Source organism: Phaeovulum sp., from assembly GCF_041596715.1.
Classification (GTDB): Bacteria; Pseudomonadota; Alphaproteobacteria; order Rhodobacterales; family Rhodobacteraceae; genus UBA6213.
In genome coordinates, this window is record NZ_JBFHIA010000032.1 from 1 (window position 1) to 17,411 (window position 17,411).

General features: G+C 61.1%; 14 protein-coding genes and 2 pseudogenes. 4 read left to right on the plus strand and 12 right to left on the minus strand.

The window, feature by feature from the left end:
- Positions 1–21: 21 nt before the first annotated feature.
- The 3 genes from ABY403_RS03785 to ABY403_RS03795 are packed head-to-tail and all read right to left on the minus strand — an operon-like array spanning position 22 to position 2,326.
- The gene (locus ABY403_RS03785) at positions 22–966 is read right to left on the minus strand and encodes a carbon-nitrogen hydrolase family protein (RefSeq protein ID WP_372839013.1); all 945 of its coding nucleotides are present in this window, start codon (positions 964–966) and stop codon (positions 22–24) included.
- A gap of 42 nt (positions 967–1,008) precedes the next feature.
- Positions 1,009–1,431, minus strand: a complete 423-nt coding sequence (locus ABY403_RS03790) for a GFA family protein (RefSeq protein WP_372839015.1) — start codon at positions 1,429–1,431, stop codon at positions 1,009–1,011.
- Between the two features lie 28 nt (positions 1,432–1,459).
- A complete protein-coding gene (locus ABY403_RS03795; RefSeq protein WP_372839016.1) occupies positions 1,460–2,326 on the minus strand; it encodes a class I SAM-dependent methyltransferase in 867 nt (288 codons plus the stop codon).
- Between the two features lie 42 nt (positions 2,327–2,368).
- Between ABY403_RS03795 and ABY403_RS03800 the strand changes: the two genes are divergently transcribed.
- Positions 2,369–3,319: a LysR family transcriptional regulator gene (locus tag ABY403_RS03800; RefSeq protein ID WP_372839019.1), complete on the plus strand. Its 951-nt coding sequence runs from the start codon at positions 2,369–2,371 to the stop codon at positions 3,317–3,319.
- Between the two features lie 424 nt (positions 3,320–3,743).
- Here ABY403_RS03800 and ABY403_RS03805 read toward each other — a convergent pair.
- From ABY403_RS03805 to ABY403_RS03815, 3 genes and pseudogenes are all read right to left on the minus strand, one after another.
- Positions 3,744–4,091 (minus strand): annotated as a pseudogene (locus ABY403_RS03805) (ATP-binding protein); the annotation flags it as partial.
- A gap of 205 nt (positions 4,092–4,296) precedes the next feature.
- Positions 4,297–4,965, minus strand: coding sequence for a class I SAM-dependent methyltransferase (locus ABY403_RS03810; RefSeq protein ID WP_372839021.1), 669 nt, complete (start codon positions 4,963–4,965; stop codon positions 4,297–4,299).
- Between the two features lie 398 nt (positions 4,966–5,363).
- Entirely contained in the window at positions 5,364–6,062 is a 699-nt protein-coding gene (locus ABY403_RS03815; protein ID WP_372839024.1) for a L,D-transpeptidase, read from the minus strand.
- Positions 6,063–6,753: 691 nt separating this feature from the next.
- Here ABY403_RS03815 and ABY403_RS03820 point away from each other — a divergent pair.
- Both ABY403_RS03820 and ABY403_RS03825 read left to right on the plus strand, forming a co-directional pair.
- Complete coding sequence (locus ABY403_RS03820) at positions 6,754–7,941, plus strand: hydantoinase/carbamoylase family amidase (RefSeq protein ID WP_372839027.1); 1,188 nt, start codon at positions 6,754–6,756, stop codon at positions 7,939–7,941.
- Positions 7,942–8,060: 119 nt separating this feature from the next.
- Positions 8,061–8,717, plus strand: a pseudogene (locus ABY403_RS03825) (IS6 family transposase).
- Between the two features lie 64 nt (positions 8,718–8,781).
- Here ABY403_RS03825 and ABY403_RS03830 read toward each other — a convergent pair.
- Both ABY403_RS03830 and ABY403_RS03835 read right to left on the minus strand, forming a co-directional pair.
- Complete coding sequence (locus tag ABY403_RS03830) at positions 8,782–10,068, minus strand: hemolysin family protein (protein ID WP_372839030.1); 1,287 nt, start codon at positions 10,066–10,068, stop codon at positions 8,782–8,784.
- Positions 10,069–10,164: 96 nt separating this feature from the next.
- Entirely contained in the window at positions 10,165–11,133 is a 969-nt protein-coding gene (locus ABY403_RS03835; RefSeq protein ID WP_372839033.1) for a DUF6635 family protein, read from the minus strand.
- Positions 11,134–11,390: 257 nt separating this feature from the next.
- Here ABY403_RS03835 and ABY403_RS03840 point away from each other — a divergent pair, with 257 nt between their 5' ends.
- Entirely contained in the window at positions 11,391–12,311 is a 921-nt protein-coding gene (locus ABY403_RS03840) for a calcium/sodium antiporter (protein ID WP_372839036.1), read from the plus strand.
- Between the two features lie 279 nt (positions 12,312–12,590).
- Here ABY403_RS03840 and ABY403_RS03845 read toward each other — a convergent pair whose 3' ends face one another.
- From ABY403_RS03845 to ABY403_RS03860, 4 genes are read right to left on the minus strand one after another with little or no spacing between them, the layout of a single operon-like run.
- On the minus strand, positions 12,591–14,057 hold the full coding sequence (locus ABY403_RS03845; RefSeq protein ID WP_372839038.1) for a TolC family protein: 1,467 nt from the start codon (positions 14,055–14,057) through the stop codon (positions 12,591–12,593).
- The gene (locus tag ABY403_RS03850) at positions 14,044–15,546 is read right to left on the minus strand and encodes an FUSC family protein (RefSeq protein ID WP_372839040.1); all 1,503 of its coding nucleotides are present in this window, start codon (positions 15,544–15,546) and stop codon (positions 14,044–14,046) included. The genes ABY403_RS03845 and ABY403_RS03850 overlap by 14 nt, the downstream gene beginning before the upstream one ends.
- Positions 15,543–16,577, minus strand: coding sequence for an HlyD family efflux transporter periplasmic adaptor subunit (locus ABY403_RS03855; protein WP_372839042.1), 1,035 nt, complete (start codon positions 16,575–16,577; stop codon positions 15,543–15,545). The genes ABY403_RS03850 and ABY403_RS03855 overlap by 4 nt, the downstream gene beginning before the upstream one ends.
- Positions 16,574–16,792 (minus strand): hypothetical protein, encoded by a 219-nt coding sequence (locus ABY403_RS03860; protein ID WP_372839044.1) that lies wholly within the window; start codon positions 16,790–16,792, stop codon positions 16,574–16,576. Before ABY403_RS03860 ends, ABY403_RS03855 begins: the two co-directional genes overlap by 4 nt.
- Between the last annotated feature and the right edge of the window lie 619 nt (positions 16,793–17,411).

Genomic DNA, 17,411 nt, shown 5'->3' on the forward strand with positions numbered 1-17,411 from the left:
ACGCGACCAACAGTGCCAAAGTTACTGCGCAGCCTTGAATACGACCGAACGTTGCGGTCGATTATTCACCTCTAGCGTGAAAATGTCGGGGCGGCTGTAATGCCCGGCAACATCAAATGGGCGGCGCGATTTGACGATCCGGTCAAGGTCGATGTCGGCCTCAAGTAGGCCTACTTCCTTACGCATGGGGCCGGCGACTATTTCTCCACCCGGTGCGATCACCACGCTGTCGCCGCCGTTCATCCACTCTTCAGCATCGGGATAAAGCCGCTCTTTGTCGGGGAAATCTGCCGGAAGATCAGACACGCGAAGCACGTTGCCCGCCCCCAGCACCCAGCAGCGTCCCTCGCGCGCAATGTGTTGCAGGCTGCCGATCCAACCGTCGCCGCTGTCATTGGTCGGCGCGACGAGCACCTCGAGGCCCTGACCATAGAGGGCGTATCGCGCCAAAGGCATAAAGTTTTCCCAGCAGATCAGCCCGCCGACCCGGCCAATGGGTGTCTTTACAGCGCGAAGGCCGCTGGCATCGCCAAAACCCCAGACCATGCGTTCGGGGTTGGTCGGCATGAGCTTGCGGTGCCGGTTGAGGAGAGCCCCATCCGGTCCGATCGTAATCAGGGTATTGTAGAGTGTCGTGCCGCTGACCTCGCTGTCACGCTCGTTGATCCCGCATGTGACGGTGGCCCCGGCCTTTGCCGCTGCATCACAGAGGGGCTGCAACTGGTCGCTCGTCAAATCGACGGCATTGGCCACCAGCTTTGCGTGGAGTGCCTCGCTTAGGCCCCAGTCGCCGCTTGGTTTCAAGCGCCATATCCAAGCTGGATATCCGGGCACGAAAGCCTCGTTGAACACAATCAGCTGGGCACCGCGCGCGGCCGCCTCTTCGACCTTCTGAGCGGCCTTGGCGATGGTTCGCTCGCGGTTCAGGAACACAGGCGGCTCTTGCACAATGGCGATCTTGGTCATGCTGTTTTCCTTTCTGAAGGGGTGAGGCCGGAATGGTCAGGTCTATTCCGGCACCTGTTCGCCGGATCCACCGATCTCGGCGGGGAAATCCCGGAACTTTGGTAATCCGTCGCGCATCGGCAGCACTGTTTCTGCATAGTTGACGTGCACGCCGGGCACAAAATCTAGGTCAGGGATCACTGCGGCAAAGACATCGGTCACGCCCCATTCGGGGTGATCCGTCATCAGGTGTCCGCCGCAGACCTTGCAGAACTGGCGGACAGAATTGGGTGATCGGGCGAACTTGCCCAGGTTGTCCTTGCCCTTGGTGATCCGAACGTTTTCAGGCTTCCACAGGCTGAAGGCGTTTACCGGGCCAGCAGACCACGCGCGACACGAGGCGCAATGACAATAGCCCATACCTTCCGGCGCACCGGAAACCTCGATCTCGACCTTTCCGCAAAAGCAGGTTCCTGAGTGTGTCATGGTCTTTTTCCTCCTTCGAGTTGGCCGCTCAACCGGGGTTGGTGGCGACGGCGATGAGCATTTCGCAGGGGCCGCTGAAACGGCCGTTCTGTTCGTAGGTCGCGAGATGCTCCCCAATTTCGTCCCAGGCGTCGTCCTGTTCGGCTGGCGACAGACCGCCCAGCATCTGGTGCAATGCACCGAATGACTCCTGCTCAAACTGTAAACATTCATCGGCCGACTCTAGGCGCAGAGGGGCGTCCACGGCCATGATCTCGACATCCGTGAAACCCGCGTCCTTCAGGCGCTTCGCAAGCACCTCGGGATCGCCTAGGCTGAACGGCCCCGGCTGGCCCGGCAGGGGTGCGGGCAGATCTGCGCGGCGGCGGATGATGCCGACCGGGCCCGAAAAGAACCCGTTTCGGTCAGCGGCTGCATAGGTGATCGCACCGACACGCCCGCCCGGTCGAAGATGTTTTCTCATGCCGTTCAGTGCTGCGTTCTGGTCAGGAAAGTAGATCAGCCCGACCCGAGAGATCACGGCATCAAAGGGCTTGGCGGTAATTTCGCCTAGCATTTCACCGTCAGCCACGGCAGTGCCCACATGCTCGAACCCCGCAAGTTCTGCATTGCGCGCGGCGTAGTCGAGGATGCAGAGCGAGATATCGGTCGCCAGCACGTAACCTGTGCTGCCGACGCGCCGCGCCGCCGCCATCGTCTGCTCTCCTGCGCCAGCGGCCACGTCAAGCACGCGGCTACCCTTCTGGACACCGGTCATGTCCAGCATCAGCTCGGTTGCCGGGCCAAGCCAGCGAGATAGTAGCGGGGACCAGCGGTTCCATGCCTCGGCAGTTGCGTCCCATTGCTGGCGCGTGGTAATCTTGAACTTCACAGGGTCGAAAACTTGCGTAGTCATCTTCTCCTCCCGTTGTTTTCTTCTCTCTCTGCAAGATGACGCGTGCGGATCGCCGGAACCATTGGCGAATGTTCGAAATCGGAATTGCAAAAATGCAATTCAGGAGGTGCGTCGGTGCATTGGGATGATCTGCGGGTCTTTCTTGCAGTCGCCAGAGAAGGCTCCATTAGCGGCGGGGCCAAGCGGCTCAACGTGCAGCATTCGACCGTGTCGCGCCGGATCAAATCACTTGAGGCGCAACTCGGAACCACACTGTTCGAGCGTAAGAAATCCGGCTTTGAGCTTTCGGACGCCGGCAAGGAATTGAAGTTTTCCGCCCAGCGTATCGAGAGCGAGGTCTTGGGGCTTGAAGGAACGCTGTCAAATCACGACGACACTGCTGCTGGACAACTGACCGTTGCTGCCATCAACAACATGGCCTCGACCATCCTACTTCCCATCTTCACGCGGTTCAGTCGCGCGCAACCGGAAATCAAGCTGCACGTTCAGGTGTCGAACAAATACGTCAGCCTTGCCGAGCGACACGCAGACATTGCCATCCGGTTGACGAATACGCCGCGAGAAACGTTAGTCGGAAAGCGTCTGACAACCGTGGCGTCGACGGTTTACGGATCCCGTCGCTATATCGCTTCACTGTCGGGCGGAGCGACCCCGAAATGGCTCGGAATCGAGTGTTGCGCATTCCATCGGTCATGGACCGAGGAGGCCTGCCCGGATCACGACCACCGTTTCTATGTGGACGATACATTGCTTACGCTTGCGGCCTTGAAGCAGGATCTGGGTCTAGCCTATTTGCCGTGCTTCATGGGCGATAGCGAGGCGTCCCTGCAACGTCATTGCCCGCCCGACAGGGCGCATGACCTAGGCCTTTGGATGCTTTACCATACCGACATGAAGCAGAACCGACGCGTTCAGCTGTTTCGCGAGCATATGATTCACGAAATCTGTGACTTGCATGACCTGTTCACCGGAGAGAAAAACGACCCACCATAACAATGCAGGTTGAAACAATACGAAAGCTCGGTTCTGTCCGTGGGCTGCTATGAAGACAGGGACGCGGCCGAGCCAAGCACAATCCTGCGCTAAGGCGCGTGCCGCGCGATAGTCCTTGTGGCGTTACGAGCGCCTCGGGCAGGACGATGATATGCGCAAGGCTTCGACGCTGAAAAACGTCCAGTATTCGCGCCGCAATCAGGCCGCGCGCAGGCCGCCAAGTCGGGCGTAGATGGCATGAGGTAGGCCGACCGCCTCATCAACAGCAAGCAGCGCTGCGGACGTATGGCTCGGTTCGGTTGAGAGGGAACAGGAGAATAGCACTGCTCAGCATCGGCGCTTGCAGCGCGCTCGTCGACCATTCAACCGTGACGGTTGCCACCACATCCTTCAACGTGTCTGTCCGTTTGTCGCCCATGAACTGTCAATCGGCCCGCAAAACCGACCCCCGCTCGGCGTCCAAAATGGACCCCCTTGCTGCGTCGAGATCAGGGCCAGAGCCGACGGAACTGATCACAGAGTGGAGGCGGGTCAGGCCCTGATCGGGGTCAGGCGGATTTTTGAAGCGCCAAGACTCGTTGCCGGTTTCGATGATCTCGCAGTGATGGGTCAGGCGGTCGAGGAGCGCCGTGGTCATTTTGGCGTCGCCGAAGACGGTCGGCCATTCGCCGAAGGCGAGGTTCGTGGTGACAATGACGGATGTGCGCTCGTAGCGGCGGCTGATCAAGCGGAAGAGCAACTGCCCGCCGGATTGCGCAAAGGGCAGATAGCCATTTACCCGGTCCGTCCGGCCCGACCATTTTGAAGGAATGGCGCGACATAGACAGGGGAGCGTACGGAGGGAGGCTTCCACTTCCAAGTGAAGTCCTAGGTTTCTGCGTGCCGCGTGATGGGCATGGCTATCGGTGCCACCAATATTTGGGGTTCTTTTCCTCCCGTATGTTGAAAGCACCTTGGGTTTACGCCGGCACGCGATTTCAATCAGAGGGGAAGTCAGCTCTAGCTGCGCTGCGAGCAGGTTTGATGGCAACAATATAGGGGTTTTGGCGACGGTCACCAAAGCGGCGTTCGTCGACAATCTCGAAACCGGCATCAAGGATGGCTTTGCGTAATTGAACCTCACTTAGTGATGCCACGGCTGGGAACAGACCAAATACCCGGAGCGTGGTGAAAAGCATCCGCAGCGATAGCTTCATGTCAGCAAAGCACCAAGTCTTGCTTATCAGCTTGCCGCCGGGGGGCACATGGGCATGGATGCGGCCCAGCAATTCAGGCAGGTCATCGACAAGATGCAGCACGTTAAACGCACAAACCACGTCAAACGGGCCTCCGTCGAACGCACTTGATGCGTCCGACACTCTGAATACCACATTTCCATCCGATGGCTTGGCCTTTGCAATTTCCACCATCGCGGTGGAAAAGTCGGTTGCTGTCCATTGTGCCACCCTTGGGGCAAGCCGGATTGCAGTTCCGCCGGTGCCACAACCGATCTCAAGCACATTGTCCGTGTCTTTCAGGCGCGCCGCCACGTCTGCCAACATTGCCTCATAGGCGGGGACGTTCTTCAGCGGGCGTGCTGCATAGCGCTCGGCCACCCTGTTCCAGAACCTTTGGTTCTTGAGGTGCGTCATGTTCTCATTTTCCATTCAGGAATGCGGATAGAGGGCTAGCTATAGCTCGATCCGATAATTTGCTTTTTTGGTGCGTAACGCGCCATATCTGCGCTGACATCCGTGGGCCATAGACTACATCATTTGCGTGCCCTTCTTAGTGTTGAGTAACGCTTTCGGAGCAAGCCGAAAAAAGTTTCCCTTGTAGGAATGCCGTTCGTTGCCGGACCTTGGCTCTCGTGTGATGCGCAGCAGAAAACTGAATCGCGGAACGGGAGGCATTCTAACCAAGACACTAAGTTCGCCTGTAGTTTCAGGCGGACGAGCCTTGAGCCAACTTGCGGAGGCCCAAGTTCTGGGACGAACGCGCCATATATTCGAAGAAAGAAGCGACGTGACCGTATAGATATGCCACGGTCACGCCAAGGTGTGCGTCAGTAGACCGGGCCAAGTCCGGTTGGTTTCATGGACGCCAACACGATCACCGATGCACCGTGAATCGCACGTTTGTGGAGGTCGATTACATCATGGTCCAGCATCCTGATGCAGCCTGATGATACTGCCTTTCCAAGCTCAAATGGCGCCGCATTGCCGTGGACGCGGTAGAGCGTATCAACGCCGTTATCGAAGAGATATAACGCGCGCGCGCCCAACGGGTTGTCCAGCCCTCCGGCCATCCCGCCGTTTGCCACCGAGTAGCGCGCCAATTCCGGCCTCCGCGCGATCATCACATCGGGCACATTCCAGCGCGGCCATTTCCGACAAAACTGCAGGCGTGCCGTTCCCTCCCAAGCAAACCCCTCTGCTCCAACGCTAACGCCGTAACGCATGGCGGTCTGGGGAGTTTTGACAAAGTGGAGGATCGCTGCATCTGGATCGACTACAATCGTGCCGGGTTTGTGATCGGGCCACGGGTTTGCAACCTCCCTCCGCCAATATTCCGGTGCCAAACTGCCCTCTGGAATGGCGGGAATCGAGAACGGCTCGTCAGTGATCGGGCCATAGAATTCGGGAAGCTGCGGCAAAGCAGCGGGTGCCGTTGCAGCACGGGTGACAGCCTCTGGCACTGGGCTTGCACATGCGGCAAGGCTTGCCGCCGCGCCAAAGGCGACGAAGTTACGTCGGTTCAACATGATAATTTCCTGTTCTCTTGCGTGTAATTGGCGGCGCGTTGCGCCCACAGTCCAATCACGAAGAGCGCGGAGGGTCTCTTGGCGGGGGATAGGCGCGCCCGCTACCCACACGGTCTTCGGCGGGTAGAAAGGTTACCTTCAATGGCGGCCATCCCTGTGACGGGGCCGCCGCATGAATCGCGTGGTCAGTGCCGCATGAAAATCCCGGCAAGGTTAGGGTTCGGCATTTCCACGGTGCGGAGATCTTAGTTTGGCTATATTTTTGAAGCGCCATATGTTCGGCGGACGTGTCGTCGAGGTTGAGCGCTGAGGCGATCACCGGATGGTTTGCGTGCGCATGCTGAGCCGACGCAGCACGGACATATGCGCCCCACGGCAAAATGAGGACGATCATCAACAGGTAAAGAAGGTTTCGTGCCATGCGCATGATAGCTTGATGACCTTCGGCGTGGGCAAGATCAACCTCAATTACGTTGTTTTGGCCATCCCTTCCTGCGCGATGATCACCCGTTTCGCTCCACTCCGGACTCTGACTTTCAAACGCTTGGCCTTTTCTTTGTGATGCGGCATTTTGGTTCCATCGCGGACCGGCATTCGAGCAGATCTCGTGCCATTGTGGTCTCGGTATGGGCTTCTCAATTCGCTGGCGGATGCCTAGGTTGCCTCATGTCGCCGCAATCGTGAGAATCCCGTGATCGATCCCACTCGCTTTCTGTCTGATCTTCGCCAACTGCGCCAATTTGGCGCGCAAGGCATCGGCGTGGTCCGGCCAGCCTATTCCAAACCTGACCTCGAAGCGCGTGACTGGTTGGCGGGGCGGATGGCAGAAGCGGGGCTGACCCCGCGATTTGACGCAATGGGTAATCTCTTCGGTTTGGCGGAAGGGCCTTCCTTGCTGCTTGGGTCACATTCAGACAGTCAGCCCACGGGCGGTTGGCTGGATGGGGCACTTGGTGTGATTGCGGCGCTGGAGGTTGCACGTGCGGCGCGCGAGGTGGGCGGGCCTGCAATATCGGTCGTGTCGTTTCAGGATGAAGAGGGGCGCTTTGGTGTGACCACCGGGTCGGCAGTGTGGTCGGGCCTGTTGCCTTTGGCTGAAGCGGACGCGTTGGACGACCATAACGGGGTAACGCTGGCCACAGCGCGCGCGGTGCTTGGGGGCCGTGTCGGCGCTGATGTGGACCCCGGGCAGTTCACCGGCTTTATCGAGCTCCATATCGAGCAAGGGCCGACGCTGGATACTTTGGGCGAGCAGATTGGTGTGGTCACAGATATTGTCGGCATACGCGACCAAGTGGTGACACACACCGGGCAGCAGAACCATGCAGGTACAACGCCGATGGCTCTGCGGCGGGACGCGTTTCAGGGGCTGTCTGCGTTCAACACGCGCTTGAACGAGCGGTTGCGCAATGTGGTTACGCCGCAATCTGTCTGGACCATTGGCCATGTGGCGGTAGCCCCCAATGCCTCGTCCATCGTGCCGGGGCAGGTGCGGTTTTCGATGCAATGGCGAGATGGCAGTGTCGAGCGGTTGCGCCAGATGGCGGGGGTGATCGAGACGACGCTGAACGAGGTCGCTGCCGAGTTCGGGCTTGGGGTCGAACTGGGGCCACTCTTGGGTCTGGAGCCCGTGGCGATGGACAGCGCTCTGCGCGCGAGGCTGGAGGAAGGAGCCGAGGCTGTAGCACCGGGGCTTTGGCGGCGAATGCCGTCAGGTGCTCTGCATGACGCAACCAACGTGGCCCGCCTTATGCCGGTGGCTATGCTTTTTGTTCCGTCAATCGGTGGCATCAGCCACGCGTTCGAGGAAGATACCGCCGAGGCTGATCTGGTGGCTGGCTTGCGGGTGCTGGCTTATGCGGCAGGGGTCCGCGGATAGCTTTTCGGGGCGGCTGACGTGCCTTCTTTGCCAGTCGGTTCGGCAAGGGGCTTTGGGCAAAAGACGGTAGCGGGCTCAGCGTGGTCTTGCGACAGGCAGCATAGACCCCGCCCGAGAACATCCCCCTAGCGGTGATGATGTACGTCCGGTTCCCGTCGTCGCTGCGCAACGTAGAGGATCTGCTGCATAAACGTGGCATCGATATCAGCCACGAAACGGTGCGGTTCTGGTGGAACAGGTTTGGCGCTCTGTTCGCTGCCAAAACTCGCAAGCGACGTTTTGAAGACGTGCGGTCGAGCCGCTGGCAGTGACACCTTGATGAGGTTTTCGAGAAGATCAACGGCGAACGGCACTATCTTTGGCGCGCTGTCGAGCACGAAGGCGAGGTGCACGAAAGCTTCGTGACGAAGACGCAAGATATGAATACCGCTTTGATTTTCAATAAGAAAACGCTGAGGTGGCATGGCCGTGCAGAAGAGATCGTGACAGATCGGCTTCGGTCCTATGGCGCTGCGCTCAAGGAACTTGGCATCAGCGGCCGACATGAAACGGGCCGTTGGGCCAACAACCGCGCTGAGAATGCGCACCAGCCGTTCCGACGAAGGGAACGGACGATGCTTCGTTTCCGACGGATGCGGACGTTACAGAAGTTTGTTTCCGTCCACGCCTCGGCCCATAACCATTTCAACTAGGAGCGCGCCCACTACAGCCGACAGAGTTTCAAGGCCAACCGCGCCGCCTCTCTGGCCGAGTGGCGCGACCTTCTTGCGGCCTGACAGATTGCTTGGGTTGGGAAACTGAGACGAGTTCGCATTGGTCTGACGCCACCGGGCAGCCCGATCACCCGCCCTTGCCTGAACGGCTCACCAGAAGCTTGTCGATCCGCCGCCCGTCCAGATCGACGACCTGGATGGTCCAACCCTGAAGCTCCAGTCGTTGCCCGACCTGCGGCAGTTCTCCGACCTCGTCGAGGACCAGACCCGCGACCGTTTCAAAATCGCGGTCCGCATCGATCTCGAGCGAGAGCAGGTCGGCGAACTCGTCCACCGGCATCCAGCCTGCGATCAGGAAGGATCCGTCCGCCTGCGTCACGACCTTCGGCTCTTCCGTCTCGCTGTCTGGAAACTCGCCCGCGATCGCTTCGAGCACGTCCATCGGCGTGATGATCCCCTCGAAATGGCCGTATTCGTCATAGACCAGCACCATGTGCGCCGGTGCCGTGCGCAGGCGGTCCACGACTTCCAGCGCGCTTTGTCCGTCTCTGACGGTCGGCGCTTCGCGCAGCAGGGCGCGCAGATCGAAGGGCTCGTTCGCAAGCGCGGGGGCGAGGATGTCGCGCGTCGACAACACGCCGATGATGTTATTTACCTCCCCCTCCCAAACCGGCAAGCGGGAGCGGCTGAGATCATGAAGATGTTGCAGAAGTTCCGCTCTGTCGCTGTTGGCATCAAGCGTTTTCACCTCGGGTCGGGCGGTCATCAGGCCGCGCGCCGTCCGGTCGGCGACGCGCATGACGCCAGCGATCATCTGGCTTTCGGTGCGGTGCATGGCACCCGTGCTTTCTGCCTCGGCAATGATCAGGCGCACCTCCTCGTCGCTGACCTTGCGGGAACGGCTGCCCGATTGCCCCAGCAGCGCCAATACCAGCTTTCCCGACCGGTCGAGCACCCAGACCAGCGGGGCGGCGACATGGGCAATGATTCGCATCATCGGCGCAACGCGCGCGGCGACCTGTTCGGGCGCGCGCAGGGCGATCTGTTTGGGAACAAGTTCGCCCACGATCAGCGACAGGTAGGTGATCGCCACCACCACCGACCCGACGCCGACCGGCTGGGCAAAGGCGGGCGACATGCCGGCGTCGATCAGGCTTGCCGCGACGCGCGTGCCCAGCGTCGCCCCCGAAAAGGCACCCGCGAGGATGCCAACCAGCGTGATGCCGATCTGCACGCTGGACAGGAACTTTCCGGGATCCGCAGCAAGCCGGATGGCGGTTGCAGCCCCCTTGCTACCCTTGTCGGCCAAAAGCTTCAGCCGCGTGGTTCGGGCCGAAACGATGGCCAGTTCGGACATCGCCAGAAGACCGTTGATCAGCGTCAGCAGAATGATGATTGCAATCTCGAGGTACATTTTCTCACGTTCTTGCCGGGCGATCCGGGCTTTGATCTTCGTTTTAGTGTAGCCTGTTGCGCGTCAGAGGGCCACGGGCCGCGCGTGGGCCCTTGGTCAGTTCCTGAAAATGCGCAATGCGCTCGCGATGGCATCCCAAAGATCAAGAGCGCGGGCGTAAAAATGCTCGCGTGCAACAAAGGGCCTGTCTCCGCGCCCGAGGAGTTCGACCTCGACCGAGTCGAGAAGTCGCACCAACCGGCGGCGATGGATTCCAAGAAGGCTTTGAACGGGATCGGCAAGAACGCCCGCAAAGGCGGCAAACACCGAACCAAGCATGACCAGCCCTGCCACGGTGGCCCCGATCAGCCAGGCTGACGCATCGGCCGCGAACACGCCATACCAGAGTCCGCCGAGCGTCTGGCCCAGCGGGAACTGCGCGACCGCGTTGCTGCGGGCTATGGCATCCGCGACGCCCGGTGCCATCGAGATGACGCCCGGCGTCAATGCGTGAAAGGCCAAAGCCCCGGTAACAAGGATGCACAGCGTCGTGGCCATCTCCGCCACAGCGGATCGGGTGCCGGCATATTCGCCGAGGGCTTCGGCAATCCGTTGGCCAAGGGTTTCAACCTCGGCAGCGCTTCTGCGCATGCGGATCATCTCGCGAAACTGCGGCGCGGCCAGAACAGCGCGCGCCATGGCAGAAGGGTCACGGGCCGCCGCGTCGGGGTCGAGGGGCAGGTCCAGAAGATCGGTCACGATAAGCATTTCGACCCGGCGCGCGACGGCGGTTCGCAGAAGGATCCGCCGTCGGCTCAGCCAATCGGCAGCGCCCCGCCAGCCCGCCCGGCGGCAAAGAGATGCGGCTATGCGGGTCAGCACGAGGATCGGCGACAGGGCGACGTTGAGAGGGGCACGGAGAATGTCCCATCCAAGCGCCGCGCCATGCAGGCGGAAGGTTCCGGGCCAAGTCAGATGCCGCGCCACGAAATCGTCGATCATCGCCCGTCGGCCATCGAAATAGGCGATGCTGGCCGGACTTCGGGGTGCATTCCCGGTCTGTGCGCGGTTCGATGATGAGCCCATGGCGGTGACCCACCATCTCCTTTCTGCAAGCCTTTCGAACGCGATGCGTTTCACCGATCAAACATCGGTCATTCGTGCTTCGAGGCCAATGTAGGAAAATCGTGTCGAGATAGCGAGACTGCAAGGGCTCTCGCGAGGTTTCTTTTGATCGCTCAACTTCGCGCGTGGCTTTAATTTCAAGGGCATCTTGTAGCGGCGCATTTCAATACGCAACTCTGCGCAACGGGCGGATCAACTGCCCGAGAGGGGCGGTTTTCGTGGATTATCTCTTTCTGATTGCCGGGTTGCTGGGGCTGTTCTTTGGTGGCGAGGCGCTGGTGCGCGGCAGCGTGGGTATCGCCCGGCGCATGGCCATCCCGCCTTTGCTGATTGGCCTGACGGTGGTCGGCTTCGGCACCTCGACGCCCGAGCTTCTGGTCTCGGTCGATGCCGCATGGCGCGGCGTGCCGGACATCGCGCTTGGCAATATCGTCGGCTCGAACATCGCCAATATCCTGCTGATCATCGGCCTGTCGGCGCTGGTCTGGCCGATCAAGATTCAGGGCGCAACCTTGCGCCGCGACACGGCCGTGATGATGGTGGCGGCGCTGGTATTGATACCCATGTTTGCCATGGCGCAGATGGGGCGTATCTCGGGGTTGGTGCTGGTTGCCGGTCTGATAGGCTATCTGGTCTGGGCCTACCGCCAACCCGGCGACGCGGAGCCCGAGGATGTCGATCTTCCCGCGCCTGCCTCGACACTCGTATCGGTCCTTTGGGTCATAGGCGGGCTGATTGCGCTGATGGCTGGCGCGCGGTTTCTGGTGGACGGTGCGGTCAACATCGCCCGTGGCTATGGCATATCCGAGGCTTTCATCGGCCTGACCATCGTGGCCGTCGGCACCTCGCTGCCAGAACTTGCAACCTCGCTGATCGCCGCCTTGCGCCGCCAGTCCGAGATCGCCATCGGCAATATCGTCGGCTCGAACATCTTCAACGTGCTGGGGATTCTGGGCGTGACCGCGCTGATCACGCCGATCCCGGTCGCCTCGCGGTTCCTCACCTTCGATCTGCCGGTGATGATCGGCGTCTCGCTGGTCCTGACTGCGCTGCTGCTGACCCGTCCGGTCATCGGACGCGGGTTTGGTGCGGTGATGCTGGCGGGCTATGTGGCCTATGTGGTGGCGGCACAGGGTTGATCCGCGCGCCCAAGAGGCAATATGACAGGAGCAAAGCCATCCTGTCGCGGGTTCCTGTCGTGCTGGCGTTCGTGCCTTTCGGAATGGCCGCAAGCTCTACGCCGCCTCAAGGGTAGCACAGCTTCCTTTCAGTCTTGCGGGCGCGAATTGCAGTGGCTTCAGCCAACGAAATCATGTGGTCCAGACTGGCACCATCTTGACCTGTGAATGACCAGCCAGTTCGCGTAATCAAACGCGAAAAGCACGAAGTATTCTGACAGCACCATGCCGCCCTATGGGCTATTGGCCCGTCGCTATCTGCCCCGAGGCAAAGGCCAGCAGCGCCGCCGAAGAACGCGCGGCCCGTTGGGCCTCGACCCGCGCCAACTGCGCGTCGTAGAGCAACCGCAAGGCTGTATCGACCTCGCCCACCGTGGCCAGCCCGCGCTCGGCCATCGAAAGTGCTGCGTCATAAGTGGTTTGTGCGGTCGAGACCATTTCGATCGCAGCAACATTGGCGGCGAGCGAGGCGCGCAGCGCCTCGTAGGCGGCGATGATTTCACCCTCGGCCATGGCGCGCATGTTTTCTGCTTCGGCCAGTGCTGCTTCGTGCCCGGCCTGTGCTTCGGCCAGTCGCAGCTTGCGGGCGTTCCCGTCCCAGATTGGAATGGACACGCCCAGATAAACCCCTGCAACCTGTTGTGATCGCTCAATTCCCAAGCTGCCAAGCAGAGAATCGTCGATCGCGCCGGTAAGGACGCGTTCGCCCAGCGTTGCCGCTGCAACGATGCGCGGGCGGAACGAGGCCTCGACTGCTGCGACATTGGCCTCGCTGGCGCGGGCGCGGGCGAAGGCGATCTGAAGGTCGGGGCGGCGCTGGAGCGCGTCGTGGAGGAAACTATCTACAGCCGTCGGCGGGTAAGGCGGCAATTGCAGCGTGCTTGCGAGATTGACGCTGATCGGTTGGCTCGGCGAAAGCCCGCAGAGTGTTGCCAGCCGCGTCGTGGCGGCACCGGTTTCGGATCGTGCGCGGGCCAGATCGAAGCGCGCTTGCGCCGCGAGCTGCTCGGCCTGCGCCAGTTCGGTCACCGTGGCGAGTTGGCCCTCTCGGCGGGCGCGGGCCATGGCTACAATCTCGAGCGCGGCTTCTTGGCGCTGGCGCTGGAGGGTTTCGCGCTGGGTTGCGGCCTGCAAATTATAGAAGGCTTGGGTCACATCGTGGATCAAGGTCTGATGCGCGCCCACGAATGTAACGTTACTGGCAAAGGATAGCTCCTCGGCCCCGCGCCGCAGCGCAGAGCGGACCCCGAAGTCGAACAGCAGCCATTGCAGCGACAGCACCGCAGCATCGACACCAGTTCCCACAGTGACCGTGCTCGAAGGCAATATGCCCAGAGAGTCGGTGATCCCCGCACTTCCCGAGACATGGCGCCCGGCCAAGATTTCGGCGCTGATGCGTGGCAGATAACTGGCATCGACCAGCCCGACCGCGAGTGCGGCTTGGCGTGCCCTAAGCCAAGCGGCGCGCGTCACCGGGTTGTTGGTCTGGGCGATGTCTATCAACGTCGGCAGATCATAGATTTGCCCCGGCACGGCTGCGCGACTTGCTGTCGTGGCCGGGACGCGTTCATCCGGGGCCAGCGTGAAGCTGCTCAACCCGGTCGGTGGTGCCGAAGGGTCCGGCGGTGCCAAACTCGCCGGATCAACCTGCGCGCAGGCGGCAATCAACAGCAGCGGAAACGGGCGAAGTACCTTATGCAGCGGCATGGGCGGTGCTCCTGATAAAGGCATGATACCGCGCCTCGGCGGCGGCGATTTGGGGGGCAAGGTCTGCCGTGCGTTCGTAGCGCGCCATTTTGGAAAGCCGTATCGCCAGCGCCAGCGGTGTGCGCAGTTTGGCGATATCACGCCCGCAGCGTGGTGGCGATGCGGTGGCAAGGGTCTTGTCCATCTCGTCGATCGCCTCAAGCGCGTCATCGCGCGCAGACTCGGGCCAGAGCACGGCAAACACAACCATGATCACGCCGCTGCCGAACAGTATGCCGATCACCCGCTCGATGGCCGTGCTAACTCCGGTTGGCGGACCAAAACCGGCGAGCACGACGAGGAAAAAGCACAGGGCAAGTTGCCACCCGGCGTAAGAGATTTTTTCACTTCCCAGACCGATCCATGCCGCGATGAAGGTCGGGAAAAACAGCAGCAACAGCAGACCGCCGATGTCATCCACCTGAGGCATCAGCCACAGCATGGTGATAAACCCGGCGACTGCCCCCAACAACGCGCCCGTGATGCGCAGGGCGATACGATGATGCGTCTCGCCGCGCGTTCCCAACGCGACGTAGAAACAGGTGATCATCGCCGTGTGAATCTCGAACAGACCAAAGGCTGTGTAGAAGGCATAGGTAATCAATACGGCCAGCGCTACTTTCAGCGCAAAACGCAGATGCCGTGGGTCCGAGAATGCATGAGGGACGAAGAAGGGCACAGGCTCGGGGGGCGATGCTGTCTGGCTGTGGCGCGGGAACACACCGGCTTCGGCAAGGGCCAGCCGGTAGAAGCTGTCATCGGCCCGATAGGCGAGCCGGGCCGCTTCCTCGCCGCGGGATTCGCCTATAAGGCGCGCAAACTCGCGATAGTCATCGACAGGCCCCATGCCCTCATCAAGCAAGGTCTGGGCCGCCGACCCGTGCGGATCGGCAAGCGCCAAGGTGCGCGCGACAATCCTGTTTTCGGCACAGCGCAAGGGCCGCCTGCCTGCCAAGCCTGCCCAAAGCGCCGAAAGCCCAAGCGGAATAACCACCACGACCCAGACCCATTCAAGGGCGCGATTCATCAATTCGGGCACTTGAACGACATCGACCAGCGTGAGCAGGAAAGCGAATACGAAACCCGCCGTGCCCGCCAGCGGCCCCAGCCTTGACGCTTGCGAAAGAAACATTCCCAGAAAGGTGGCCCCAAGCAGGGCTGCGAGCCGCAGCATGGGGTCTTCGATCACGCCGCGCAGCAAAAGCACGCCAAGAAAAACGCCCAACGACGCGGCCATGGCCAGTTTTAGCGCTGTGTAGATGCTGTCTCCGGCATTGTCCCGGTAGGCAAAGAAAATCAGATAGCATGACAGCGCCGCTTCAGGCACGCGCAGCGCCATGGCCAAGGTGCTGGTAACAAGAACCAAGCCTGTAATGGTCAGCGCACCCGCCAAACGCCCGTCACGCGGTGCCAGTTCGGCCAGCAAGTCTTGCGCTGAAGCTACCCTCATTCGGCCTCGTCCGCCTCTGCGCCAAGGATACGGACCGAGGCCGAAGCGCCAAGGCGAACCAGACCCTCAGGCGCGTCTTCAAGTTCGATCTCGACGGGAAAGCGCCGGGCGGCGCGGACCCAGTCCAGCTTGCTCGCAACCAGTGGCAAACCCAAAAGTTGCGCCTCGTCGCTTGACCGAACACCCCAGCCCACGCCCGTAACGCGGCCCGCTATCGGCGTCGATGGTGCTGCCAAAAGGAAAACACGCACCGCGTCGCCAGTGGCGATCTGCGGCAGGTCGGTTTCGCGAAACAGGGCCGTTACGCGCCATTCGCTGTCGTCGATCAACGAAAAGAGCGGCACGGCGGAAACGACATATTCCCCCGCCGTCAAGGTCAGCCCGGCGATATAGCCTGCGCGTGGGGCGAAGATTTCGGTGTTGCGGCGATTGCGTTCGGCCAAGGCTACGGCGGCAAGGGCGGAATCGACCTGAGCACGGCGCGTGTCCAATGTGCCGACGAAGGCATCCGTCCCGCTGGCATGACTTTGCGCCTGCTGCAATGTCACCTCGGCATCGCGCACCGCCGTGAGGGCGCTGTCCACCGCTTGCGCGGTGACATAACCTTGCTCAAGCAACGGTTCGAGACGCGCCAGAGTTTGCCGTGCAAGGCTTAGGTTGGCGTTGGCCCGGTCGATCTGACTTGAGGCGATGTCAGCGTTCGATTGTTCGAGCGCGAGGTTTCCTTCGCCTTGGCGCAGTTCTGACTCTGCCGCTGCCAGCACAGCGCGGGCTTGTTGCAGCTCCAGATCATATACCTCGGGGTCCAGCCGGAAGAGAAGGTCGCCGGCGTTGACATGCTGGCTGTTTACAACTGCGACCTCCATCACGACGCCCGGCACGATGGGGGCAATTCCAACCACCGGCGCATCAATTGTCGCCGCATCGGTCGTGGGATGGCTGTCAGACTGCATCCATGCCCAAAAGCCAAGACCGGCGGCACTCAGCGCCAGAAGCACAACACCAACTCGCAGCAAAGCGCGCAGCTTCATTGATACCCCCCGATCCATAGAACGTAGAGCCCGACACCCGACAACACGGCAACCGAGAAGTGAAAGACAGCCGGGGCGGGGAGGTGCCGCAGCAGGCCCGTGGCAATCAGGATTTCACGGAGCACCAGCGCCACAATCAATCCGGCCAGCGCGGCGAACAGCCAGACGGGAAAGGACGACCCATATAGGACGATGACGGGCGATCGCGGGGTCATGATGTCCTCGAGTCAAGGGATTCCAAGGGTCGGACGCAACGAGTGTGGGTATTGCGCGATAGCTTGCAGAGAATCAAGCGCGCCGCACCGTCCTGCACTGCCAGAACCGCTTCGGGCCTCACGCGGTGCGGCTGCACCGCAAAGGCGGGTTTGTGCCCTGCGGGCGGCGACTTGGCGTCACTAACGCCACAAATGTGGCTATCGCTCGCCTTCATCGTGCGGAATTGCGCCCGGATGCATCCTAGGCACTCAAAAAAACATTTGCGCCAATAATGGAGAGGCTGCAACAAATGGTCCGTGCGCTGGCGTGCCGCTGCGTCGCGTTCAAGGCAGCAGGTGTCGCCAGACAGGTCTGCGCCCGAGATGAAGGCCCCGCGCCAAGATCCCGCGCGTCTATCCAGCGGCCAACAGCAGCGCGAGTTGCAATATTCGCCCGGCCGATACGGCCTCTGGCACCCGAATACACCGGCTCGCCCATCCCGTGCGCGCGCCACAGACGGAGACGAGACGATGAAGGACGACACCCCCTTGCTCAACCGTTCGGGCGATCAGCTTCGGGCAAGTGATCTGGCCCACCACCTGCACCCGTTCACCGATCACTATGGTCTGGCGAAAGAGG